General features: G+C 42.0%; 21 protein-coding genes. 11 read left to right on the top strand and 10 right to left on the bottom strand.

Translation table 11 applies throughout. The features are described from left to right. Positions 1–99: 99 nt before the first annotated feature. Positions 100–984 carry a DMT family transporter gene (locus CWC04_RS03220; protein ID WP_138684585.1) on the top strand — a complete coding sequence of 295 codons (885 nt, stop codon included), beginning with the start codon at positions 100–102 and terminating at the stop codon, positions 982–984. Between the two features lie 29 nt (positions 985–1,013). On the opposite strand, the gene CWC04_RS03215 is transcribed toward CWC04_RS03220, so the two are convergent. Beyond that, positions 1,014–2,012, bottom strand: coding sequence for a cupin domain-containing protein (locus CWC04_RS03215; RefSeq protein ID WP_138684584.1), 999 nt, complete (start codon positions 2,010–2,012; stop codon positions 1,014–1,016). A gap of 18 nt (positions 2,013–2,030) precedes the next feature. Next, on the bottom strand, positions 2,031–2,771 hold the full coding sequence (locus tag CWC04_RS03210; RefSeq protein WP_054982250.1) for an SDR family NAD(P)-dependent oxidoreductase: 741 nt from the start codon (positions 2,769–2,771) through the stop codon (positions 2,031–2,033). 129 nt (positions 2,772–2,900) lie between these two features. On the opposite strand from CWC04_RS03210, the gene hisD reads away from it, so the two are divergent. Genes hisD through CWC04_RS03185 form a run of 5 tightly spaced genes read left to right on the top strand, consistent with a single transcriptional unit; the run spans position 2,901 to position 7,684 of the window. Further along, positions 2,901–4,175 (top strand): histidinol dehydrogenase, encoded by a 1,275-nt coding sequence (gene hisD / locus CWC04_RS03205; RefSeq protein ID WP_024033719.1) that lies wholly within the window; start codon positions 2,901–2,903, stop codon positions 4,173–4,175. Then, positions 4,176–5,183, top strand: a complete 1,008-nt coding sequence (locus CWC04_RS03200) for a LacI family DNA-binding transcriptional regulator (protein WP_029772146.1) — start codon at positions 4,176–4,178, stop codon at positions 5,181–5,183. 14 nt (positions 5,184–5,197) lie between these two features. After that, positions 5,198–5,899 carry an alpha/beta fold hydrolase gene (locus CWC04_RS03195; protein ID WP_138684583.1) on the top strand — a complete coding sequence of 234 codons (702 nt, stop codon included), beginning with the start codon at positions 5,198–5,200 and terminating at the stop codon, positions 5,897–5,899. After that, positions 5,896–6,675 (top strand): HpcH/HpaI aldolase family protein, encoded by a 780-nt coding sequence (locus CWC04_RS03190; RefSeq protein WP_029772148.1) that lies wholly within the window; start codon positions 5,896–5,898, stop codon positions 6,673–6,675. The genes CWC04_RS03195 and CWC04_RS03190 overlap by 4 nt, the downstream gene beginning before the upstream one ends. Beyond that, entirely contained in the window at positions 6,662–7,684 is a 1,023-nt protein-coding gene (locus CWC04_RS03185) for an ester cyclase (protein WP_138684582.1), read from the top strand. The genes CWC04_RS03190 and CWC04_RS03185 overlap by 14 nt, the downstream gene beginning before the upstream one ends. Positions 7,685–7,739: 55 nt before the next feature. Here CWC04_RS03185 and CWC04_RS03180 read toward each other — a convergent pair whose 3' ends face one another. After that, complete coding sequence (locus CWC04_RS03180; RefSeq protein ID WP_055255210.1) at positions 7,740–8,753, bottom strand: nuclear transport factor 2 family protein; 1,014 nt, start codon at positions 8,751–8,753, stop codon at positions 7,740–7,742. A 238-nt stretch (positions 8,754–8,991) separates the two neighbouring features. On the opposite strand from CWC04_RS03180, the gene CWC04_RS03175 reads away from it, so the two are divergent. From CWC04_RS03175 to CWC04_RS03160, 4 genes are read left to right on the top strand one after another with little or no spacing between them, the layout of a single operon-like run. Beyond that, entirely contained in the window at positions 8,992–10,602 is a 1,611-nt protein-coding gene (locus tag CWC04_RS03175; RefSeq protein WP_024033725.1) for a sodium:solute symporter family transporter, read from the top strand. 10 nt (positions 10,603–10,612) lie between these two features. Continuing rightward, positions 10,613–11,578: a nuclear transport factor 2 family protein gene (locus tag CWC04_RS03170; RefSeq protein WP_054982244.1), complete on the top strand. Its 966-nt coding sequence runs from the start codon at positions 10,613–10,615 to the stop codon at positions 11,576–11,578. A gap of 9 nt (positions 11,579–11,587) precedes the next feature. Next, entirely contained in the window at positions 11,588–12,691 is a 1,104-nt protein-coding gene (locus CWC04_RS03165) for an ester cyclase (protein WP_064386752.1), read from the top strand. Further along, positions 12,688–13,542: a nuclear transport factor 2 family protein gene (locus CWC04_RS03160; RefSeq protein WP_096739884.1), complete on the top strand. Its 855-nt coding sequence runs from the start codon at positions 12,688–12,690 to the stop codon at positions 13,540–13,542. The genes CWC04_RS03165 and CWC04_RS03160 overlap by 4 nt, the downstream gene beginning before the upstream one ends. 523 nt (positions 13,543–14,065) lie before the next feature. On the opposite strand, the gene CWC04_RS03155 is transcribed toward CWC04_RS03160, so the two are convergent. The 5 genes from CWC04_RS03155 to CWC04_RS03135 form a co-directional block, all read right to left on the bottom strand. After that, on the bottom strand, positions 14,066–16,468 hold the full coding sequence (locus CWC04_RS03155; RefSeq protein ID WP_096041992.1) for a TonB-dependent receptor: 2,403 nt from the start codon (positions 16,466–16,468) through the stop codon (positions 14,066–14,068). 350 nt (positions 16,469–16,818) lie between these two features. Further along, on the bottom strand, positions 16,819–19,173 hold the full coding sequence (locus tag CWC04_RS03150) for a TonB-dependent receptor (protein WP_164521611.1): 2,355 nt from the start codon (positions 19,171–19,173) through the stop codon (positions 16,819–16,821). A gap of 493 nt (positions 19,174–19,666) precedes the next feature. After that, on the bottom strand, positions 19,667–20,179 hold the full coding sequence (locus CWC04_RS03145; protein ID WP_138684581.1) for a CC0125/CC1285 family lipoprotein: 513 nt from the start codon (positions 20,177–20,179) through the stop codon (positions 19,667–19,669). 25 nt (positions 20,180–20,204) lie between these two features. Next, positions 20,205–20,945 carry an anti-sigma factor family protein gene (locus tag CWC04_RS03140; RefSeq protein ID WP_126006470.1) on the bottom strand — a complete coding sequence of 247 codons (741 nt, stop codon included), beginning with the start codon at positions 20,943–20,945 and terminating at the stop codon, positions 20,205–20,207. Next, positions 20,942–21,433: an RNA polymerase sigma factor gene (locus tag CWC04_RS03135; protein WP_126006468.1), complete on the bottom strand. Its 492-nt coding sequence runs from the start codon at positions 21,431–21,433 to the stop codon at positions 20,942–20,944. The genes CWC04_RS03140 and CWC04_RS03135 overlap by 4 nt, the downstream gene beginning before the upstream one ends. A gap of 140 nt (positions 21,434–21,573) precedes the next feature. On the opposite strand from CWC04_RS03135, the gene CWC04_RS03130 reads away from it, so the two are divergent. After that, a complete protein-coding gene (locus tag CWC04_RS03130) occupies positions 21,574–22,920 on the top strand; it encodes a S8 family serine peptidase (RefSeq protein WP_138684580.1) in 1,347 nt (448 codons plus the stop codon). Here the strand turns inward: CWC04_RS03130 and CWC04_RS03125 are convergent. Together CWC04_RS03125 and CWC04_RS03120 are read right to left on the bottom strand one after the other, a co-directional pair. Then, a complete protein-coding gene (locus CWC04_RS03125) occupies positions 22,904–23,857 on the bottom strand; it encodes a hypothetical protein (RefSeq protein WP_138684579.1) in 954 nt (317 codons plus the stop codon). The two genes, CWC04_RS03130 and CWC04_RS03125, sit on opposite strands and share 17 nt — an antisense overlap. Before the next feature lie 62 nt (positions 23,858–23,919). After that, positions 23,920–24,801, bottom strand: coding sequence for a RodZ family helix-turn-helix domain-containing protein (locus tag CWC04_RS03120; RefSeq protein ID WP_138684578.1), 882 nt, complete (start codon positions 24,799–24,801; stop codon positions 23,920–23,922). Positions 24,802–24,904: the final 103 nt, after the last annotated feature.

Raw genomic sequence — 24,904 nt, 5'->3', positions numbered from 1 at the left:
TCCTTTTTTATTATTTTTATATGCGAGTACCGAATCTGGCTTACAGTTAATGCAAAGCCTGTTACTCTGTAAATTAATTTGTATAATTAAAATACTATCATGAGCTTAGCAAGTTTACTTCGGTTATTTTTTCTGGCTGCAATTTGGGGCGCGTCATTTTTATTTATGCGAATGGCAGCAAACAGCTTAGGCCCAGCGGTGTTAATAGAGTTTAGAGTTGGCTTTGCCGCACTCACCCTCTTTATTGTGGCGCTGTACTTAAAACGCCGCTTGGCGTTTACTGCGCACACAAAGCACTTTTTTATAATTGGTGCACTTAACTCCGCCCTACCTTTTTTACTGTTTGCTTATGCCGCGCAAACGATTAGCGCCTCTACTTTATCTATTTTAAATTCTACAACGCCCATATGGGGCGCGGTGGTGGGCATTATTTGGAGCAAAACCAAACCGACTAAAAGCATGGTGTTAGGTTTGCTGTTGGGTTTAATAGGCGTGGCAATTTTAGTTGGGCAAAATCATTTTGTATTAAATAGTCAGTCACTTATTGCGATTGCAGCAGCGCTATGCGCCTCCCTGTGTTATGCCATTGCATCCCATTATACAAAAAATGCCCCTAAGCTTGCCCCGTTCGATAACGCACACGGCTCTATGTGGGCAGCCAGTTTTATAGTACTGCCCCTTATACTTTTTATGCCAATGCGCGAAATACCTAGTACCAACGTTATGCTCGGCGTATTAGCACTTGGCGTGGTGTGTACCGCACTTGCTTATATTTTATTTTTTAAACTTATTGACGATATAGGCCCAACCTCAGCTTTAACGGTTACGTTTTTAATTCCGCTATTTGGCATTTTTTGGGGGCATTTAATTTTAGATGAGCAAATAGGGCCAAATACGTTACTCGGCGCATTATTTGTTATTGTGGGTACTATGTTGGTTACTGGTTTTTTACCACGAAAAAAGCACTTAGCTAAAACAAGCTAAGTGCCTTAAATTTTATATAGCATTAAAGTTTAAACAAATTGTGGGTCTTTTGGCGCGTCGTGGCGGCGCGTTATATAAAGCACACAGTCGGCTTGGCTATTATTGCTATAGGCTCTTACGTGCTCAATAGGCACTGAAAAAGTATCACCTTGGTTAAGCGTTAATACTTCATCACCTAAGTCGATTGTTACGCTTCCTTGATGAACAAATATAACCTCTTCTTCAAAACGAATATGAGGCGCAACCTGTGCATCTGGTTGTAACTTTAACGCAGAAATATTAAAGCCATGAGGCCAGTTTAGCTGTGTTTGAATACATGTTTTGGCGTTTAAATTACCGACTAACGGCGCTTCATATACGCCATCAAACTGGCTTAGGTACGAGCGTTTATTCCAGTTAAAGTTGCTGGCTTTAACCACTGTTTGTGCCAGCTCTTCATCGGTTATTACTCTGTGCTGCGCTATTTGCTCTTCGCTGGTGACTGCCATTGGCTTTACGCCATCGGGAATGGTTTCATTTAACGTGGTATCTACTAAGCTGCCATTTTCTAGCAAAATTAGTCCGTATTCTTTTGCCATGTCAAATACTTGCGGAGCCCAAAGTACTCTACCTGGGTTATCACTTCCAAGTACCGCATATAAATAGCCTACGCCGTCACCAACATTTTCAAACCCTCTAAATATATCCATCGGGATCGAAATAATATCGCCTTCATTTAAAATTACCTTGGCATCTTTACCGTCAACACCAGTGTAAAAAGCCCACGTACCACTGTGTACTACAAAAATTTCTTCAGTTAAATGGCTATGCTGCGAATTTAAACACCCTGCAGGTTGGCGCGCACCACCAATATTAAACCCATGAGGAATAGAAATATGCACATGTTGATTTGGGTTTTCGGCAACGCCTGGGCCAATAATTGTAAAGTTTTCTTTTTGATCGCTCCCCGGCGAGCGTGTATCAATAAAGGCATTTTTACACGCAATTAAATCGTCGTATCGTACTAACCTATCTGCAAATACACTCATTACTCTCTCCTAAATTGGTTACTGTGCGGTCCAACCGCCATCAATTTTAATACTTGTACCGGTGATCATTGCCGAAAGGCCGCTTAGTAAAAACACACAAGCATTGGCAATATCATCGGTTTGGGCAATTTTTTTCAGTGGGATCATGTCGTAAACAAACTGCTTAAACGTCGCATCTTCTAGCATGGGTTTGGTCATTGGGGTTTCTACAAAGGTGGGGGCTACGGTGTTCACGCGCACATTTTTATCGGCAAGTTCAACCGCCATTGCTTTGCTCAACCCCTCTACCGCATGTTTGCTCATGCAATACAAAGTACGTTTAGGTGAACCTACAAACCCCATTTGCGACGACATATTAACCACCGCCCCAGCACCAGAATTTATTAGCGCTGGCAGTGCCGCTTGGCTAATTTTGTAAACGCTGCGAATATTCATCGCAATTACGTCATCAATATTTTCATCTGTTTGCTCAAGCATTGGCGCAACCCGATTTATACCGGCGTTATTTAACAGCCCATCAAGTGTTTTTAGCGCCTTTAAACGCTCAAAAAAAGCATCGCTATTTATATCTAGCGGCCAAATTTCTATTTGCTCAGGCGCGTATTGCTGCAGTGTTTGTAAATCACTGAGGGTACGTGCTACTGCAATAACTTGAGCCCCTGCATCTACGCATTTTTCTACGCATGCTTTACCAATACCTTTGCCTGCACCTGTCACTAAAATGGTTTTACCCACTAAAAGCGTTTTATCAAATCCCATTTGTTCACCTAAATTCTATATTGCATTCGAAGTCATTATTAATTAGAGTGCAGTTAGATGCAAGACATTATTTAACCAATACGTCTCATCAAATGTGTATATAACAACGACTCACTAAGGACACTAGCAATGATAAAGCATTTAAAAAAGGGTCAACCAATTGACTCAAAACAAAAACAAAATCAATCAGTAAGAGATATTGTAGAGAATATTTTAGCGCATGTTGAAACCGAAGGTGACGCAGCCATTCGTGAGTACTCTGAAAAGTTCGACAACTGGACTCCGGAGTCTTTCAAACTTTCAGAAGACGAAATTAAAGCCTGCTATACACAACTTGATGAGCAATTAATTAACGATATTAAGTGGGCGCAAAGCCAAGTACGTAATTTTGCACAAATACAACGTGACTCAATGAAAGACGTAGAGGTAGAAACTCTTCCGGGCGTAACCCTTGGTCATAAACATATCGCTATGGATAGCGTAGGCTGTTATGTGCCAGGTGGTAAATACCCGCTATTAGCCTCTGCGCACATGAGCGTATTAACCGCTAAAGTAGCGGGTGTTAAACGCGTAATAGCCATGGCTCCACCGTTTAATGGCAAGCCATCACCTGAAATTGTAGTCGCGATGGATATGGCCGGAGCCGATGAAATTTATTGTTTAGGCGGCGTGCAAGCGGTAGCTGCAATGGCAATTGGTACACAAACTATTGCGCCGGTAGATATGATAGTTGGCCCAGGTAACGCGTTTGTAGCCGAAGCAAAACGTCAGCTATTTGGCCGTGTTGGTATTGATTTATTTGCCGGGCCTACCGAAACCCTCGTTATTGCCGATGACAGTGTAGATGGCGAGCTATGTGCGGCAGATTTACTCGGCCAAGCTGAGCACGGCCCGACTTCACCGGCTATTTTACTCACCAACTCAGAGCAACTAGCTAAAGATACAATCGCTGAGGTGCAAAGGCAGCTTACTATTTTACCCACCGCCGATATTGCAGGCGTAGCATGGGAAGATCACGGTGAAGTAATTGTATGTGACACCTACGAAGAAATGCTGCAAGTTGCCAACGACTTAGCGTTTGAACACGTGCAAGTGATGACCAGCAATACCGATTACTTTAAAGAGAACATGCAAAACTTTGGCGCTTTATTTTTAGGTCCGCAAACTAATGTTTCGTATGGTGATAAATGTATTGGTACAAATCATACACTACCCACAGGTAAAGCTGCGCGTTATACTGGCGGCCTATGGGTAGGTAAATTCATAAAAACATGTACTTTTCAGCAAGTAACAGAGCAAGCCTCGGTGGTTGTTGGTGAGTATTGTTCACGATTATGTGCTGCAGAAGGGTTCGCAGGCCACAAAGAACAAGCAGACATTCGTGTAAGACGATATAGGAAGTAAATCTTGAAGCAAAAAAGAGTCACCTCATACGATGTTGCCCGTGTAGCGGGCGTATCGCAATCGGCGGTATCACGTGTTTTTAGACCCGGTTTTAGTGTGTCTAAAAAAACCCGTGAAAAAGTAATCGCAACGGCCAATGAAATGGGCTATCGCCCGAATGCTATTGCCCGTATGTTGATCACCAAACAATCGGGTATGGTTGCGGTTATATTGTCATCGCAAGCAAACCTGAATTACCCAGAGGTGCTTTCTGAGCTAAACAGAGAGCTGGCACTGCACAATAAACGTGTGCTGCTCTTTACACTTGATAACGCAGAAGAGCTAGATGAATTACTCGAAAACATATGGACCTTTCAGGTTGATGGTGTAATTGCCCTAGCTGCTCACTTTGATAGTAAAAGCTTAAACTTATTTGCTAAACACAGTACGCCTATTGTGCTTTATAACCGCCATGTGCCTGAGTCGAATGCAAACACCGTTTGCTGTAATCACGACAAAGGCATTAAACAGTTAATTGATTTATTACACGAAGCTAACCATAAATCGTATTTAATTATCTCCGGCCCTACCGACTCAGATGTTGCAAACGAGCGCAGAGAAATAGCCGAAAATTATTTACAAACCCTAGGCGTTAAAGACACGCCGGTTATTTATGGTGATTATGGGTATAAATCGGCACGCGACGCACTTAAAAAATGGTTAAAAAAACACCCCAAGCCCGATGCCATAATATGCAGTAATGACGCTATGGCAATTGGCGTAATTGATGAACTAAAAGAAAACTTTTGCATTAAAGTGCCCGACGACATGTCGGTTGTAGGATTTGATGGTATTAATGCCTCTTCGTGGTACAACTATCAAATAACCACAGTACAACAGCCAATGAAACAGCTTACTAAAGCCGCTGTTGATATTTTAATGGAGCGCATTGAAAACCCTCAAGCGGCTGCAGAAGTTCGGGTATTTACTGGTTCATTAATTGAAGGGAACTCTATTAAAAAACGTTAAATTAAGGAATTTTTGTGGCCAAAAATCCTGTTTATATTTTACCTGGTACACTGTGTAATCACCGCATGTTTGCAGCGCAAATTAACGCACTGCAAAATGCAGGTTATACACCGAGCGTAATACCCTTCACCGAGCAATCTAGCATTTTGCAAATGGTAGAACTTTGCAAAAAAATTGTACAAGAGCCGGGCCCATTTATAGGTTTTTCCATGGGCGGAATTGTTGCGCTTGCCCTGTTAAAATCAAACCCTGAGCTTGTTACCTCCTTGTGTTTAATGTCGAGCAATTATTTAGCCGATAAACCTGAGCGCCCTGCAATTAGGCTCAAACAAATTGAACACGCCAAAAGCAGCAGTTTAGAAGCCCTGCTTAAACGTGACTTTTTACCGCACTACTTTTACCAACCAAATAAAGCCCATGAAGAGACCGTACTTAGCATGGCAGACGATCTGGGTATTAACGCCTTTAGCGCCCAGCTGAGTGCACTTGCCACCCGCGAAGATACGTTAAGCGTAATAAAGCAAAGTACAAAAAAACTACTCATTATTGGGGGCGAGCATGACCCGTTATGCCCGGCAAGTGTTCAGCAAAGTATGCATGAAGCAGCGCCTAATAGTGACCTCGTACTGCTTGGTCATTGCGCTCACTTTGCCCCGCTTGAGCGAAGTAATACGGTAAACACAATTTTATTAGACTGGTTGGAGTCTTTATCATGAATTTAAAGCAAAAGTTAAATGCAAAACAGCTACTGCTAGGTACCTTTATTAAAAGCACGCATTATCATAATACAGAAGTATTGGCTCACACTAACCTTGATGTTCTGTGCCTTGATGCAGAGCATGCGCCCTTTGATAGAGGCGATTTAGATAGCTGCATAATGGCAGCACGTACTAAAAATATGCCCACGCTTATACGTGTTAGTAATACAGACCACGCCACTTTATTAAGTAGCTTAGATATAGGCGCAGATGGCCTTGTGCTGCCGCATATAAAAACCCCCGAACAAGCAAAAGCAATTATTAAAAACTGCTTTTATGGCAATAACGGCCGAGGCTATGCCGGTTCAAGCCGCTTTGCTGGTTACACAACCCATGCCTTAACCGATAACCTAGCAAGCAATAAGTCATCAACCTGTATTATTGCGCAAATAGAAGATGCCGATGCACTGGATAATATCGAGCAACTGTGCCAAATAGATGAAATAGACTGCATTTTTATAGGCCGTATGGATTTAACCATTTCCCTTGGCGAAACCAACCCAAGCGCCCCTATTGTACTTGAGGCAGTCACTAAAATAGCCAAGGCAGCGGCTAAATATAATAAATGCTGTGGCATGTTTGTAGGTAATTTGAGCGAGCTGAGCCATTGGCAATCATTAGGCGTGAGCTTTTATTTATTAGGCTCAGATCACAGCTTTTTATTAAGTGGCGCTAAGCAATTGCGAGAGCAATTTGAAACAGCAACAGGAGCCCAAAACAATGAACATTCATAATAAAAATAAAGCGTTAATACACGACTTTAGACAGGCTCTGTATAACTTTGATATAAACGCCTTGCATACACAAATTAATACCGTGTTTAGCGATGACGCGCTCATTCAGCTGTGTTACCCGTTTGAAACACTTGCCAACCCTAATGCACTTATTGAGCAAGTTTATTTACCGCTTAGCGAGGCATTTGTAGGCTTAGAGCGCCGCGATACAATCGTTATGGCAGGTAGCTCAATTAACGACTCAGACTGGGTAGGTTGTTGCGGTTATTATACCGGTTCGTTTGAAAAGCCATGGCTTGATATCCCCCCTACTGGGCACCAAGTTAGCATGCGTTTTCATGAGTTTTACCGTATTAAAAATAACAAAGTGGTAGAAGTACAAGCTATTTGGGATATTCCCGAAGTAATGATGCAAGCTAAAGTATGGCCGCTTTCGGTAAGCTTAGGGAAAGAGTGGCATGTACCAGGCCCTGCAACGCAAGATGGATTAATCACAAACGCATACAATGAAGAGCACGCAGCACAAAGCTTAAAACTTGTGGGCGACATGTGTGAGCACCTTGGTTTTTATGCCAAAGGCGGTATAGAGGCCATGAAGCTTGAGCAATTTTGGCACCCGCACTGTAGCTGGTATGGGCCAAGTACCATAGGCACTGCACGAGGTATAAAAGGGTTTAGAAACTGGCATCAAATTCCGTTTTTAAATGCCCTCCCAAACCGAGTAGGTGATGCAAGTAAAGGCTATTTATTTGCCGATGAAAACTATGTTGGCTTTACCGCATGGCCGGGTATGAGCATGACTATTAGTAATGATGGTTGGTTAGGTATTGCGCCTGCAAATCAGCAAATAACCATGCGTAGTCTCGACTTTTGGCGCGCCGAGAATAACTTAATTCGCGAAAACTGGGTGCTGATAGATATTCTTGATGTGTACCATCAAATTGGGGTAGATGTATTCGCACGCATGAAAGAGCTTACCAAAGCGCGCTATTTAAACTTTGCGCCCTAGGGCGTATAAACAAAAAAAGCTCTGTAAAACAGAGCTTTTTTATTACTTAAATAGACTATGCGCCAGGGTTCGCAATACTTTGCGTGCGCTTTAAAATATCTAGGCCTTGTTGTTTTAACCAATAAGGAATATCAATAATGACCCAGTTTTCTACCAGTTTATCGCCCTCGCGGTGATACACATCCACCACGCGCATATCTGCTGGGGTATTAGCACCCGGTAGGCCTAAAAAGCCCCCAATGGCCGTGTTAGTTAAGTTAGGCCAACCAAAAAAGCAGGCAAACTCATCTTCAGCAAAACGGCAAATATGGCCGTTAAATACTTTACCCGTTAGCCCTTCTCTAAACGGATACATGTGCTGCTGCTGATAACGCTTAATTGTGTAAGTAGCGCCAATGCCTGCTGGGCCATACCACACCATGTTTTCATCCCAGGTTTTACCAAGCACTTCGGGCGGGCACGTATCAACGCCACTTTTATTAAGCGCGGTTAGGTTATCAATCATTTGATTTACCAGCGCCATTGTTTTTTCGCTTTGCTCATCGCTACTTTTACCTAAACGAATACCATCGTGCGTACGTGGCCCAGGATACGTAAAATATTGCCCGGTTGAGAGCGGCAGCGGGTTTAAACCTACTTGCATCATAAGGCCAATAATATCGACAAAAAAACCGGTCTGAATTATTTTTCCGTCTTTAACACAGTTAAATTCGGCATAGCGCAAAGTGGCAAGCTTATGGGTTGGCGCAATACCTAGCCAATCTTTATCAAATAAGCCCATAAAATGACCCATGCTCATCACCCACTGGCCGCCGTCGGCTTCGCTTTGCCCTGCAATAAAAATATCTTCACGGCGCTGCAGCGCACTAAACGAGCTAAATAATGGCTGCCAAACTTGGGCAATTACATCATTAGCGCACTCAAGCTCATTAAACGGATGCACCCCTTTAAAGCTGTATTCACTGGCCATAAACTCATTAAATACGGCTTGTAAATCATTACCTTGTGCTTTTTCTAGTGCAGTATGAAATTGACGAACTAGTTGTTTATCTTTAAGTATATCTGCCATGATTATTCCTCATTGTTTGCGCAGTCAAATTAATGTCTTCAAACCGCCGTTAAACACACTTTAACAAAATGTATTGCATTTAAAGAGTAATTAAAAGCCTGTGAATAGTAAGTTATAAATTGCTTTAAAATAATACTAATGAGAATTGACTTCGAAGTCAAAGTGATTCATGATGATTCAAAATAAAAAATACAAATAGGCTCTCAAGCCCGTAAAACCTAATCTAACAGGATTAATTATGAATGATTTTGGATTGTTGAATTGGAGCATTCTCATCGGGTACATAATTGCCAACCTAATACTTGGGTTTGTAATTAGTAAAAAGATCAGTAGTGCTAACGACTTTTACATAGGTCGAAAAACAACACCTTGGTGGGCTATTGGTATATCGGTTGTTGCTACTTACGTAAGTGCGCTCACCTTTTTAGGTGCGCCAGCGTGGTCTTACAAAGAGGGACTCTCGGTTATTGCCATACACCTTAACTACCCACTGGTTATTGTGGCGGTGGTGTGTTTGTTTTTTCCGTTTTTTTACAACGCGGGTGTGGCCTCTATTTACGAATACCAAGAGCGCCGCTTTGGTAAAAAGGCCCGCTTACTTATCTCTACTATTTGGTTAATATCGCAAACTATGGGTTCAGCCGCAGTGCTGTATGCAACCTCCTTAGTGTTGGCCTTTATTATCGATATAAATGTTATAACTGCGATATTTTTAGTTACCATAATCGCCCTTATTTATACCATGCTAGGTGGCATAACCGCCGTTATATGGACCGATGTAATTCAGTCAGCCATCTTATTTATAGGGGCTGGTATTATTATGTATGCCCTTATCACCTCAATGGATGGTTCATTTAGCTCAACTCTGAGCGAGCTAAAAAGCCAAGGTAAATTAGACCCACTTAATTTCTCGCTCGACTTTACCCAAGTAACTACCGTGTGGTCTGGCGTGCTGGCTATGTCGCTGTATCACATTACGGTGTATGGCACTAACCAAATGATGGTGCAACGCACCCTTGCCGCTAAAAATATTGGCGATGCTAAAAAATCCTACTTACTAATGGGCTTTATCGCGTTCTTTATTTACTTGTTTTTTATATTTATGGGCGTGCTGTTTTATAGCTACTACGGCGGGCGCACTTTTGAAAACGACAACTTAATTATTTTACAGTTTGCAGCTGATTATGGCTTACCAGGGTTAATGGGCATTATTGCCGCTGCGGTAATGGCAGCATCTATGTCGAGCCTCGACTCAGCACTTAACTCACTTTCAACCATAAGTACTATCGATTTTTATAAAAAGTACTTTGCGCCTGAAAAAAACGACGCTCACTATTTAAATGTTACTCGCTTATTTACGCTAGGTTGGGCGGTGATCATTATTATTCCGGCCATTATGTATCACCTATACAGCGAAGGCTCAATTTTAGAAATACTCACTAAAGTAGGCTCGTACTTTGTAGGTGCTCAGCTTGGCATGTTTGCCCTTGGGTTTTTCTCTAAGCACACCACCGAAAAAGGCTTATTAATAGGCACCTTAGTGTCGTTTATTACCGTTGCTGTGTGCGCACTGTTTACCGACATTGCATGGCCATGGTACTGCGCCATAGGGGCAATAACCTGCCTTGTATTTAGCATTGCGTTAAGTATTGCATTTGATGGCTATCAAGAGGATTACAACGAATACACCATTAAAGGTCAGTTAAAAGCATTTAAAGATGAAAAACGTCCAGAAAAAGAAAACGGCTGGTACTTAATTCCGGGTAAGTTTGACTCAATCAATTACTGGTTACTTGGCTTTTTTGTACTGAGCTTTGCCTCTCTCATGTTATTTGAATATTTTGTGTAAGGTGAAATAAATGAATATTTTAGAACAGCTTTTCGAAAACTTCAGCGCTGCAGAATTGCCAAATCAAGCATTGCTTGCAGACTCCGTTCAATGGCAGGTAAGCCACCCTTTTGAGCCTATTAGCACAAAGCAAAATGTGATTAATGACTACTTTGGCGTACTTAAACATTCGTTACCTGACATAGAGCGCAAACCGTTTATCTCTATCCAGGGCGACTACAAAGGTGAGCAATGGGTGTGTGCAACAGGGTATTTTACCGGCACATTTACACAGCCTTTATTGGGTATTCCTGCCAGCGGCAAAAGTGTGTTTATTCGCTACAGCGAAATGGCGCAAATAGAAAACAACCAAGTGGTTAATGTTTACACATTTTTAGATTTAATTGATGTAATGAACCAAGTAGGCGTAAACCCATTACGCCCAAGCTTAGGTTACCCAGGTTTAGTTATGCCCCCCACCACACTTGATGGCGTACCAACAGGTGATAAAAACGAAACGCTTAGCAAAACCAACGAGCAACTTGTAGTTGATATGCTCACAGAGCTTGGCCGCTATGACGGTAAAGACTTATACAGCATTAATTTAGAAAAATACTGGCACCCAGACTTTATTTGGTATGGCCCAGCAGGCATTGGTACAACCCGCGGAATTAGCGGCTTTAGAGAGCACCATCAAGGGCCGTTTTTAAAAGGCTTTCCTGATCGCGGTATTAATAAAACACTGTGTTTAGTAAGTCACGATAACTTTGTTGCTACCGGCGGCTGGCCTCACATGTATGGCACCCATACCGGTGAAGACTGGTTAGGTTTACCGCCTTCTGGCAATAAGCTGTTCCCGCGTGTCATGGACTTTTGGCGCTGCGAAAACGGCATATTAAAAGAAAACTGGGTCGCTATTGATATCCCTCATTTATTAGATGGAATGGGCATTGATATTTTTGAGCAAATGCAACGCAAAATAGCCGCAGCTAATTAAGAGGTGAGCATGAACAAGCACAATAATATGACCCAACCTTACTGGTTGCCGTTATCGAGCGTGTTAAACCCGCAAGGTAACAAACAACAGCCTTTAATCGGTTTTGATGACGAATTTGTTGATATCGTTGATTACATTTTACGCATAACGCACCGTATTTGGGAACAAAAAAACATTGGCTTATGCTATCGCTATTACGCCGATGTATGCCCTGTTTTTACCCTTGGCGCCTATGGCGAAAACATAGAAGATGTTATTCAAGGCACCCTTAAAACTATTGCGGCCTTCCCCGACAGAAGCCTAATTGGCGAAAATGTGGTGTTTTCAGAAGAAGCCAACGAGCACTATTACTCATCACATTTAATTAGTAGTGTAATGACTAACACAGGTAACTCTGAGTTTGGCCCAGCAACACATAAAACAGGGCGTGTTACAACCATTGCCGACTGCGTATGCTTTGAAAACAAAATAGTTAAAGAGTGGCTAGTGCGCGACAACGGTTTTTTAGTTAAGCAGCTTGGCTTAAACATTATTAATGTAGCCAAACACATGGCAAACATTCCGAGTAAAGAAAAACACACGCAGTGGCTAAACGATGAATTTAACCGTGTAATTGCAATAGATCACCGCGTTGCAAGTACGCCCATTGTAGAGGGTGAGCTTGCGGCATTTGCCCACACTTGGTTAGACACGCTATTTAATCAAAAACAGTTTGCTAAAGTGCACGAATTTTACAGTTTAACGGCCACACAGCAATGGCCTAGCGGCAGAATGGCCACCGGACTTGCACAAATTAACGGCGTATTTATACAATTTTTTGCAACCTGCCCCGACGCCAAATTAACGATTGATCATATAGCTATTACCCCATTTGACGAAACCACAACAGATGTAGCGATACGCTGGTCGCTAGCCGGCCACTTTAATCCGCAAAATAGCGAGCTAAGTGAGCTTAAACAGCAGCCTTACTTTATTTTAGGCGCATCGCATTTGCGTATTAAAAACAAAAAAATCATCGAAGAGATCACCGTTTTTGATGAAGTAGCACTTTATGCAAACTTATTTAAAGCACATGCATTAGTCAACAAATCACAGTGGGAGGAAAATGCATGATCAACGCTATTATCGATTTATACACTAAAGCCGACATTGAAGGCCTAAGCAGCAAGTTGCTTCGCAGTAGCCGTTGGCAGCAGCACCACTTTACCGCCATGGGTGCTTTGCAGGCGCAGCCTTTGTGGCTTAGCTTTTTAGCTCAATATGGTGTGTCTGAGTGTGTATCGCACACTCATAGTGTAGGCGCAGAACGTGAAACCCTACAGCTGGTTTTACAGCCTAAAAAGCTTAAAAACCCAGTGCGTTTAACGTTTGTAATAAAACACAACGGGACTTTTATTAAGTCAGTAAAATGTGTGGTTGATACGTTGTCGCTTGCCAATAACGAGTATGTAAATACAACGGTAAATAACAGCTCGGTTATTCCTAAACTACCAAAAAGTGACCCGATTATTGTTAGCGATTTAGATAACCAGCTGCACCCTACTACTTTTCATGCAACCCCCAGCGCTATTTGCGAGCTGCCCTCTCACACTGCTCGTACTTTAGATAACTGGTGGCAAATTTGGCAAACTAACAACCTGGCTCAGTTTGAAACCCTTTATACTCCAAGCGCTACGGCTGTACTTGCAGGTAACACACAGCCACAACCTATTAGCGCGCTGCTTGATTGCCACTTAGATTTTACGCAATCGCTAAGCAGACGCTATGCCCAGCTAGAAACCGTTGAGTATGACAGTACGCAAAACCAAGCCACCCTATGCTGGACTCTCGATGGCAGCTTTAATGCTAAAAACGTACGTGTACGTCAGCAAATAATTAGCGTTATTAGCATCAGCGATAATCAAATAACCCACGAAGTAATGCAATTCGACACGCTGGCACTTAACCAGCAGTTTGCATTATAAGGTCACCTTTTCCACTTCCCTTCAAGCGCTCACTGAGCGCTTTTTTTATAGATGGCCTTTGTAGCAACCTGTAATCATACTTAAGCAATTTTTACCTTGTTAATGACTCGCTTTTATAACTCAAAATAGCTCACTTAATTAAGCGAGTGGGTATTACTTATTTAAAAAATAACGCTTTAAAATAGTTAAAGGCAGTAAATAAAGTATCAGCCTCGCCTTACTAAAGCCCGAGTATCCAACCAACAGCCAAGCCCCCCATTGTAAGTTACGCACTTATGGCTTAAATACACGTATGCATTTAGCAAACTTAAATGAAGGGCTGGTTAGAGGGGTTAAGCTTACAATCTAAAGCCAATAAAAGCGCACTTAATAAATGCCAGCTAAGGTGGGGGAAATACAATAGTAAAGTTAAATAGTAGCTAACTGAAGCTAACTGAAGCTAACTAACAAGCTTAAAATAAAAAAAGCCAGCTAATAAATAGCTGGCTGAAAGTAATGACCGTAGCGGCCATTTTAGGAAATTCTAAAACTGATATTTTAAGCTTGCGCCCCACGTACGTGGGTTGTTCCAGTTAGCTTGTACTGAGTTTGCAGGTAAGCCATCAACGATTTGTGAGTGCACTACACCACGGGTTAAAATCGCTTTATCACCAATGTTTTTAACGTACGCTTCTACTTGCACACTGTCGTTTATGTACCAAGTTAAACGTGCATCAGCCATTAAGTGCGCATCTACTTGCACCTCTGGGATGTTCGTATCAAACGCGTAGTAATCGTCTAAGTAATTTAGTTGAATGTACGGTACTAAGTACGAATCCCCCCCTAAGCTAAACTCATAACGAGCTGAAAAACCTACGCTGTATTCAGGTGCCATAGCCGGGCTCCAGCCTTCAAAACTAAACTGACTAGAGCTGTCGTTTATATCTTGGCGACCTTCTAAGTTACCTAATGCTAATAATGGGCGTAGTTGCTCATTACCTACTGCATAACCATCAGCAAATTCGCTATCAAGCAGAGATAAAGTACCTGTTAGTGTTAGGTTATCAATTGGCACCCATTGAATATCAGCTTCTAGGCCCACAGTTTCTACATCACCGCCGTTTTCGTAGTATTCAAAGGTGGTAGCAGTACCTGCTGCAACACACTCTAAAACAGTATCGCCAGTGGTCGTATCGTTACATGAGGTTGCAAATAACTGTGCTTTTACATCTTCGTATTCGTTCATAAATACCGAAAGATTTAAACGCATTGCGCCATCAAGCAAATAGCTTTTCATACCCATTTCGTAAGAGATAACATCTTCGTTATCATATAGTGGGTCAGCACCGCGAGCTACAACGCGCGAGTCGTTTGCGCCACCGGTTCTGTAGCCTGTCGCTACACTTGCATACACCATAATATCGTTATTAATGTCGTACTCGGCAGCCGCTTTATAAAGTAGCGCAGAGTCATCCCAATCTGGTATTGTATCGCCGGTAAATGTTTTGTCGTCTTGGTTTACACGCAATCCACCTACCACGCGCAAATCTTCTGTTACTTGGTAGCGTAATTGCCCATACGCCGCAATAGATTTAGCCGTATGCGGGTCGTAATCTGGGTTCCCCCATGAAGGCACTACAACAGAGTCTGATACACCATCGCCTGTGGTATCTGCATGCGATAACCAGCTCCAATCTGCTTCTTGGTCAAAGTAGTAAAGGCCACCAATCCACGAAAAATCACCCTCATCGTTAGATGAAAATTGTAGCTCAGATGAAAGTGTTTTTTGGTCATCCTCACGACCAAAACCACCTACAAAATCAATGCCACCGTCGCTGTAGTCGTTATCGTAATATTGCTTACCACTAAGCGTTGAGTAGTTGGTGGTCCATTTAATATCAGCAAAGTCGGTATACCATTCAAGTGCTAATGTGGTCGAAAAGCTTTCTTGCTTATCAAGTGAAAAACCATTGCGGTATACATCATACGGGCCAAGGTCTTCGTGCTGTGCATCACTTGGCTGATAAATATGCCCCTCGGTTATTGTAGGCGTGGTGTTAAATACACCCGACCCCGGCGAGGTTTCTTCAATTTGGTAGCCAGCTATTTGTTGGTAACCCCAAATAGCTTCTGAGTTTGAGTCTTTACGAGAGTAATCAAAGCGCACTGTGGCATTAAACTTTTCGTTTGGCTCCCACTTAGTAACGTTACGCATATAAAACTGGTTTTTCTCGCGCAAGTCATCTGAAGGGCCTGGAACAACTAAATTATTGATATAACCATCGTGACGATCAGAGGCCACTACAAAACGGGTTGCCACGGTGTCGCTTACTGGAATATTTATAATTCCTTCGTAAGCGCTGCGGTTATAACTGCCTGTTTCAACTTTTATACTCCCCAGTAAATCGTCAAAAACAGGTTGATTAGTAATAATATTAATACTGCCCGCAAACGTGTTTCGGCCATATAACGTACCTTGCGGCCCGCGTAATACCTCAATGCGTTGAACATCCACCAGCGCGCCTAAGCCCGATGAGGTAGTCGGCACATAAATACCATCTTGAAATATACCTACAATTTGCTCAGCAATACCGGTGCCTGCTACACCTACTTCGTTGGTGCGAGCGCCACGCATAGCGGGTCTAACTTCACCACCCGACGAACCCATGCGTAAGCCTGGTACCACTTGCTCAAGACCCGTAACATCAATAATACCAGCACGGGCAATGTCCCCTTCCCCTAATGCTGTTATTGATGATGATACTTCCTGTAGGTCTTGTGAGCGACGGTTTGCCGTTACCGCTATACGCTCTATCGCGGGCTCTGCGGTTTGTTCTTGCGCTTGTGCTTGTTCTGGCTCTTGCGCAGCGTGTGCGTTCATTGTGGTTGCTGCAATAGCGGTGGTTACAGCAAAGTGAACGAGAGTCCGTGTAAATTTAGCTTTCATTATAGTTATTCTCCCCAGTATAAAACGTATTTAGTTCTCCCCAAACCTACATTTTCAATTATTACAGTAAACAAGTTGTATCAATTGAAAATGCATGGATCTAAAATAGACTTCGAAGTCAAAAAGATCAACAACTTTTTGCTCGAATAATAACCTTGTCGAAATTAACCTAAATAAAACAATATATTAAAATGAAAATAAAGTGATTTCGAAACACAAAAAAGCCAGTAATAATTTATTACTGGCTCTATGTAAGCGATTGTTTAATTTAAAATTTCAATGCTATATTTTAGCAAAATGCACAAACTTACACTTTTACTTAACCCTTAAAATACATTATTGAAAAATGCCTAAAAGTTATAGCCTACCCTTACACCATAAGTGCGAGGATTAGCATAATCGGCCGCAGCCACATTACCACCAAAGCGGACTGTCCTAAGTAGTATAAGCTCATCTCCTGCGTTTTGAACATACGCACGTACAGACCACTCATTATCTGCCGAATACCATGCAAGGCTAGCATCGTACTTTTGGTAACTTTCTTGAGTACCAAATGAAAAAGGCAAATCGTTGGTTGTATACGAATCCGATAATTGAATACTGGTAGCAGGCACAACGCGGCCTTTATCACCTAAATCAAACTCATAACTGGCCAATAGTGTAATATTGTATTTAGGGCTTAGCTGCACGTCATTACCATCTAGTTGCAGTAAGTTATCTACGCCATTAATGGTCTCTCCACCCTCTTCAAATACATTTGGCGTAACAAAGTCGCCATACGTTGAGTCTGTAAACGCGGCGCGTGCCCCTAGGCGCAATGCATCACTTGCCTGCCAATCAATTTCTAACTCAAGACCTGCAGCATCAATTTCCCCGGCATTACCAAAAAACGACACCGCCGTACCACCCACGTTTTGAAAACGAGTAGAAAGTAGGTCCTCGTACTGGTTGTAATATAAAGAAGCGTTAAATCTTAATGAATTATCAAGCAGCATACTTTTAAAGCCAAGCTCGTAAGCCGTTACTGTTTGCTCATCGTAGCTATCTTCACCATTAAAAGCGCCCTGTGCGTTACCCGCTAAAAAGCCCGTAGAAACTGTAGCATAAAGCAGTTGAGAACTTGCTAAATCGTGCTCAAGACCTAGCTTCCAGGTTACTTTACTCCAATCATCGTCTGCGTTATCAACCTCAAGTACAGAAAAATCGAGCGTGCTTAAGTTATCTGGGTTTTGGCCGTAAATATCCCACTCACGGCTGTCATTTGTATACCTAATGCCGGCTATACCGCGTGTATCATCATTAAATGTGTAATTACCTTGAAAGTAGGCCGCAGCTGATCTTGTTTCTAACTGAATTTGATTTAACCACGACGCGTACTGAAATTCTTGGGGTTGCGTTGTATCTGGCACATTATCAACCACAGCGCCATAGCTGCCATTTAAAAATGCGTTGTCTAAATCTTCTGAAAGCAAATAAATACCCGCTACCCATTCAAAGTCACTTTCATACGTTGAGCTAACCTGCACTTCTAACGAGTTTGTTTTTGATTCAATCGCATTGCCATCAACCGTGGTTGCATAAGTCGAAAAATCACCATCAGTAAGACGCGTTTCTTCGTAATCCATTGAGGCTGCAATCACTTTCAAATCTACCGACTCTAATGACCAGTTAAGCTCTGCACTAATGCTTACATCACTTACATCACGCGATGGTTTATAGTCAAACTGCTGAGTAAATGGGTCTGACGATACCGCCTGTGCGGTATCAAGCCCAGGTGTTGCAGCGTTATCTAAACCTGCGCCAAAGCGGCCACAATTACTGCCACACACATCGTCACGACCAATTCGCTCAGTTAATGGTGCCGACAAACTTGTTTTACCCGTTGCAGGATTTATAGGAACGCCTAAAATATGGTAGCCAAAAGCACCGCCGCCATTTGATTCATCCTGCCACGTTTCTACTTTTACATTTAAATTTATATCGTCGTTAATTTCAGTAAAAACTTGGCCACGTAAAAAATACATATCAGCATCTTTTAAGCCTGCATCTTCATTAAATGTATTTTCAACGTAGGGATCTCTTATTTCTCGAACGCCAGTAAATCGCACCGCGGTATCATCAGTAAGCGCTGCATTAAAAAAGCCCTCACCACGTAAATGACCATAATTACCAAATGTAACGGCCATACCGCCTTCGGTAATATCTAGCTCTGGTTTTTTAGCTATAACATCAATCGCACCACCAAATGAGTTACGACCAAACAATGTACCTTGTGGCCCGCGCAATACTTCAACACGCTCTAAATCAACAAACCCAGCAAGCGCCTGCCCGTGACGAGGACGATAAACACCGTTAGAATAAAACGCGATGGCAACATCGTTAGCCTCTACTTGCTCTGTTCTAGCACCGCGCATAGCTGGGCGAGCATCACTGCCCGACACACCCGACTTTAACCCTGGCGCTAAGCTATCAAGGTTTAAGATATCAGTAACGCCATTTTCTAGTAAATCTTTAGCAGATACAGCGGTCACAGCCAACGGCACTGATTGAATACTTTTAACACGCTTAGTAGAGGTAACCGAAATAACCTCCAACTCTTTGTTAGGGTTTAACTTTGCCTCTTGCGAGTATACCGAGGCTGAGCCCAATATCGCCGTGTTTACTGCAGCAAAAATAAGTGTTTTACGTAAAATATGTGCGGCCATGAGATTAATTCTCCACCTGTTGATATAAGTTATTTTATTAAGCATTTAAGGGCTAAATAACCCGCAACCGAATTTTAAGTATTTATAATGATTAAAAGCGCGATTTAAATGCCTATTTTTTCGACTTATAAAAACTATCGCTTTTTGCATTCGAATGCAATAAAGATTATGTAAAAGTTTTACATGTTCATAACACTAAAAACGAAGCGGCGTATTTAAATAAAAATAATCCCTTTAAAATTATAAAGTTATTTTACAAGTTTATTCTTTAAAGCACTGGTTTGATCTGTTTAATTTAACAATAACAACCAAAGAAAGAAGTATAGTAGAGGAAACACAGACTAAAAGACTTCGAAGTCCAAGGAGGGTGATCACATTTAAAGTAGGCACCTAACCGACTTATAATTAAGTGCCCACTGTCACTAAAAGTTAAAGCGTATGGCTGAAATATAATCACATGTAGAATAACAACAGCTAATAACTATTCTCATAATTAGTTTTGTGTCTTTTTGCTTAAGTTTTCAATTAAGTCTTGTGCGCTATAGCTGTTGTCGCTGGGTTTAATACCTTTGCCCATTTTAATGTCAATCAGGGTGTGTACTTCTTTTCGTTTATCATTGTTGCTCACTTGTACGCCTACGCTATTGCTCGGGCGTACGCGTGTTTCGCAGGTTAATAAACCGCAGTTTCGCTCATATTGCTGGCTGTGTGATGCACTAATAGATGACGCGGGCGCTTGCGATTTAGACTCAACAAAGGTTTCTTTATTTGTTACAACAAACCAGTCGTAGCCTTGCGCTTGGGTAAGTTCAGCCGCGCGTAACAATGCATAGTCACCGGCATCGGCTACGTTGTTTGACACACTTTTAAACTCGACGCGGTATTGATCGTCACTAATTTTTTGCTCGCTATAACCTTGTGAGCCATTATTAGCTGGGCGGTAGTCGGGTTTAGATGCGCAACCCGCCATAAGTAAAATACTGATAATTAAAATAAATGTTTTCATTATTCACCTCGTTTTATAAAAACTATTATTGGTTTAACTGCCACTTTGCACTAATTGCTTGCTGCTCTTGTGCTCTATCTAGTGGTGCGCCGCTGATCATGCTATCTATAACAGCATCTAACTCACTGTTATTAGACGCCGTTTGATATTGCGCGCCATTATCACTTTGCTGCGCGGCTGTTTGCGCTTTTATTTGCCAACCGCTTTGCGTTTTACAAGCAATGCTTGTTTGCATGGTATTGTTTGAGCTTAGCGCATACTGCCTACAAAGCTCACCTTGCTGATTTTTAAAGCTAAGCTGCGCGCTAAATACTGAGCCATCACTTTGCTTATACTCACCACTACTTAGCTGTGTATTAAGTGCTGATGCTATGTTACTAGCTACTAAATTTTGCGACTCATTGGGTTGTAAATAACTAGTCATTGCAATACCAAATACCACGGCAACGCTTGCAGCGATTGCTAAGCTTTTATTAGCCGACTGCTTAACCCTTTGCCAAGGCGTTAACGTTACTACATTGCTATTTAACGTGTTTTTTGTCGTTGCTGTATCAAGCTTTGCAACCGTTTTAGCTAATGATTCACTAAGGGGTGCATCATCAATACTTGTTGCGTGCTCTTTTACTCGCATGTCTACTTCGCTTAGCTCTGCAAGTCGCATTACTAGTTCATCATCGGTTTCAAGGGCTTTGCGCACTTGCTCCATTTCGTGCTCGCTTAGCTCTGAGTCTAAAAAGGCGCTAAGTGTTTCGTCGTTAATGTTCATACTTGCTCCTTTTTAAAGTCGGGTTTTATTAAATTATAAAGTGTACTGCGTGCTCGCGATAATTTACTCATTACACTGCCTATAGGTATATCGAGTGTATGTGCTACTTCTTTATAGGCCATGCCCTGCACTGCCACCAGCGATACAATGGCGCGTTGCTCTTCGGGTAATTGCCCAAGTGCAATATTTACATTTTTAAGCATTTGATTGTTTTCGAGTGTTTGGTGCTCATTACTTGTAATTGGCTCTGGTAAAACATCGGCCTGAGCCGTATTTTGTCTTACCTTGCGCGAGCGGTATTCGTCTATCCACACATTGCGGCAAATTTTAAACGCCCATTTAGCAGGCTCAACGTCATCCGGAATGCCTTTTACTAATAGTTTTTCAATTGTTATTTGCACTACATCGTCTGCATCTGCTTTACTACCCGTTAGCGAATAGGCAAAACGCCTAAGCATGGGCAATAAGGTTTTTAGAGTTTCGTTCATTGATTTTTACCCCTTTTGTAAAGAAGACGATTCAAAAAAACATTTATTCCCAAAGAATCAAAATAATTTGAATAATGAAATATTTCTATGTGTTAAACGTTAACTAAGCAGCATGATAAATTTAATAGAAGTAACCCACTATGAATATTAAAAACACACGCGTTAAACACATAATAGCCACTTCGCTTTGCATATTTAGCGCAACGAGCTCTGCCAATATAGTGAGAGTCGATCAAGTGCTTGAGCAGTTAAACCCAATAGAGCAGCGTATTGAGCAAACAATAGAGCGGGCACAACGCCTGCCACTTCCGGTGCCTGTACCACAAGTTTCGATTGATGAACTAAAAGCGAAAATTAATGAGCCAATTAGCAGCTTACCCAATGTGCTTAACATTAATATAAATAGCCAAAACACCGCATTTGTTGAAGTAGAGCTAGAAAACGGCTTTAGAGCAATAGAGCGCCAATGGTTATTAATGGCAAATAGTCAACAACTTAATACCCTAAAACAGCAAAATGTAACCATTGTATCGGTAAAAAATTACAACGCACTTAACATGAGCTTAGTACGCTTTAACGCCCCACAAGGTGTTAATTCTAAAAGTGAGTTATTAAAAGCGCTTAACTTAGATGAGTCTGCAATACTTGACCGAAACCACATATACCAAGCGCAAACTGGCGAGCCTACCGAAAAAGTAACACCAAATAACTCTATTGCCCCCTACTGCACACAAAGCGTAAAAATAGGCATGATCGACAGCGCCATTAATACCAAACACAGTGCTTTTAAAAGCGCAAATATCACTACGCAAAGCTTTTTACCACAAGGGTTAAGCTCGCCAAATTTACACGGCACCGCCATTGCAGGGCTAATTACAGGTAAAGGCGCAAAACTTAACCCGCTTTTAGGCAGTGCCATGCTTTACAGTGCCGAGGTGTTTTATAGGCAATCTGAATATGCTCAAGGGGCTACATTATTTGCCATAGTAGAAGCACTTAACTGGTTAGTCAGTAATAAAATACCCGTAATTAATATGAGCCTAACGGGGCCAAATAACGCAATTTTAGAAGCAAGTATTACTGCAGCAATAAAACAAAAGGTATTAATTGTAGCTGCTGCAGGTAACCAAGGGCCGGCGTCGCAGCCGTTATACCCAGCTGCGTATAAAAGCGTGATAGCGGTAAGTGCTATTGATGCAAATAACCAAATTTATAGATGGTCAAATAAAGGCGATTACATAGACTTTGCAGCCCTTGGTGTAAATGTTGTTACAAGCCAAGGCAATGGAAAATTTGGAAGGGAGTCGGGTACGTCAATGGCGGCGCCGCATGTAAGCGCGGCATTAAGTTGTTTATTGTTAAAACATGGTAATAATAAAACCAAAGCACTTAACGAGCTTACATCGCTTGCCGTCGACTTAGGCGAGCAAGGCAAAGACACCACCTTTGGTTATGGCGCCATTTACCCACCTAAAAGTGCACTTTAGCTGACGCCGATAAAACAGATTGCGTATAGGTATTGCTACTAAGCTTTGATTGATAATCGCCATATTCAGCCTCGGCTATGAGTGTTACGTGCTCAAATAAAGCTAGGTTATAAAACGCATTAACGACATTTCTGTGCTCATCTCGCGACGGTATTTGCTCAAAAAAATCATCCGTTGTTTGCTCATCGTAATCTTTATTTTGATAACGCCAACCTGCCCCCGCTTTGTTAGCCATATTAAAGGCCGTAAATTTGTGCGTAACTTTAGTAGTAAAACCGTAGCCGTTAAAGTCGTATTGGTTGTCGTCGGCGTTTTCTTTATCGGCACTTAGCGCTGCCATTAGCATGGTTTGGCCGTTATTTATAAAATGATAAAGCGCTACATCCCCACCTACGCCGTCGGCATTACGTGCTTTTGCAGTAGCAAAACGTTTAGCTTTGGTTTTTACACTCATACGCAAATACGTATGCGGGTTTAAAAAATGGCCATAGTAGGCGCTGGCTTGATTAAAATGTAAAAATGTATCGCCATCTACATTTGCTTTTGCACCATCGTAACGAACCCCTACCTCATGGCTATTAAAGCTGTAGCTAACATCTAAACCATATTGATGCAGGTCTAAATCGTATTGATCAAATTCATCGTAGTCTTGTTGTTCAAACTTATAGCTTGAGGCTAATTTAGCGCTTTTGGTTACTTGCCATTTTGCATTAACACCGGCTGCGGTTTTTATGCCGCTGTCGCTTTGCGAGGAAATATCGTCAAGCTCTTGAACAGAGAGCGCCGAGTTACTTAATACCCCAACTTCAGCATCAGCATTTAGCTCAAAGCTACTTTTAAAGGGCTTATTTTGCTCAGCTGTTTTAACGTGGTTGGTTTGTGCAAGCACCGCTTGGGCACTAAAAACACACAAAGTGGCGGTTATAACTGCTTTCATATTTATTCTCCAACAGGCCGAATAGGTTTCCCCATTCGGCATTTGTGCAAGCACTTGGCGTATTAAAGCCCTAGGTCTAAATCGTTAGTAATGTTGGTTACTACTTCACTTGCGGTGCTAAGTGCTACATCGTTACTAATTTGATCAGTGACCGCTGCACTCACCTGCCCGCTAACACTTTGCTGTACCGTGCTTTGTAAACTACTAACCGTACTGTCTTGCACACTGGCAATTAAAGATTGCTGAACACTGCTTACTACTTCATTACTGGTATTAATTGCATCACCCATTTGCAGTGCAGAGCTTACTGAGTTTGCAGCCGTATTAGTAATTGCTAATTGGTTTGTAAGCTCACCCGCATTAAGCGCATTAGTTGCATCAGCTTGTGTAACTGAATCGGTAGCGCTGCCCACATTTGAAAGTAAAGAGGCATCGGCTGGTGTATCGGTAGAGTCTGGCTGAGTGCCTTGCTCAGAGGCAACGGAAAGTAATGACGACTGGCTCACAGCAGTTGTTAAATTACCCGCCGATGAGGTTAACTGCGCTGTTGCATCGAGCGCTGTATTGGCTGTGGTATTGCCCGTGGCATTCAAAGATGAGGCCGATGCATTTAATGAATTATTTAAAGATCCGCTTGCAGATGCAACTAATGTATTTGCAGGCTCTGAGGCCTCACTGCTTTCTTGCGCTGGAGTTTGCGTGTTATTCGCCGTTGAATCTGTGTTTTGCGAATCATCAGCCGTTACTTGTGTATCGTTAGATACGTTTGACTCGTTGCTACCACTGGCTGTTAAACCATTTTGTGAAAGCGCAATAGATGTAGATGTTTGTTGCTGCGCCGACGTTGACTGAGATAGTTCAATATCAGCGGCGTGCACTGCACCTGTAAAAGTACACACACCGCTTAACATCATTACGCTTACAATTTTATTTAATTTAGTCATTGTTTTGTCCTCTAGTTTGTCGGATTGACATAAAGAAGACGATTTACAAAAACACTTTATTCCAAAATAAATTAAAAATTTATAATAAAGCTACTTATTATTT

It is taken from the genome of Pseudoalteromonas sp. S2893 (genome assembly GCF_005887105.1).
Taxonomy (GTDB): Bacteria; Pseudomonadota; Gammaproteobacteria; order Enterobacterales; family Alteromonadaceae; genus Pseudoalteromonas; species Pseudoalteromonas atlantica.
This window is presented reverse-complemented; position numbering and strand designations above follow the sequence as displayed.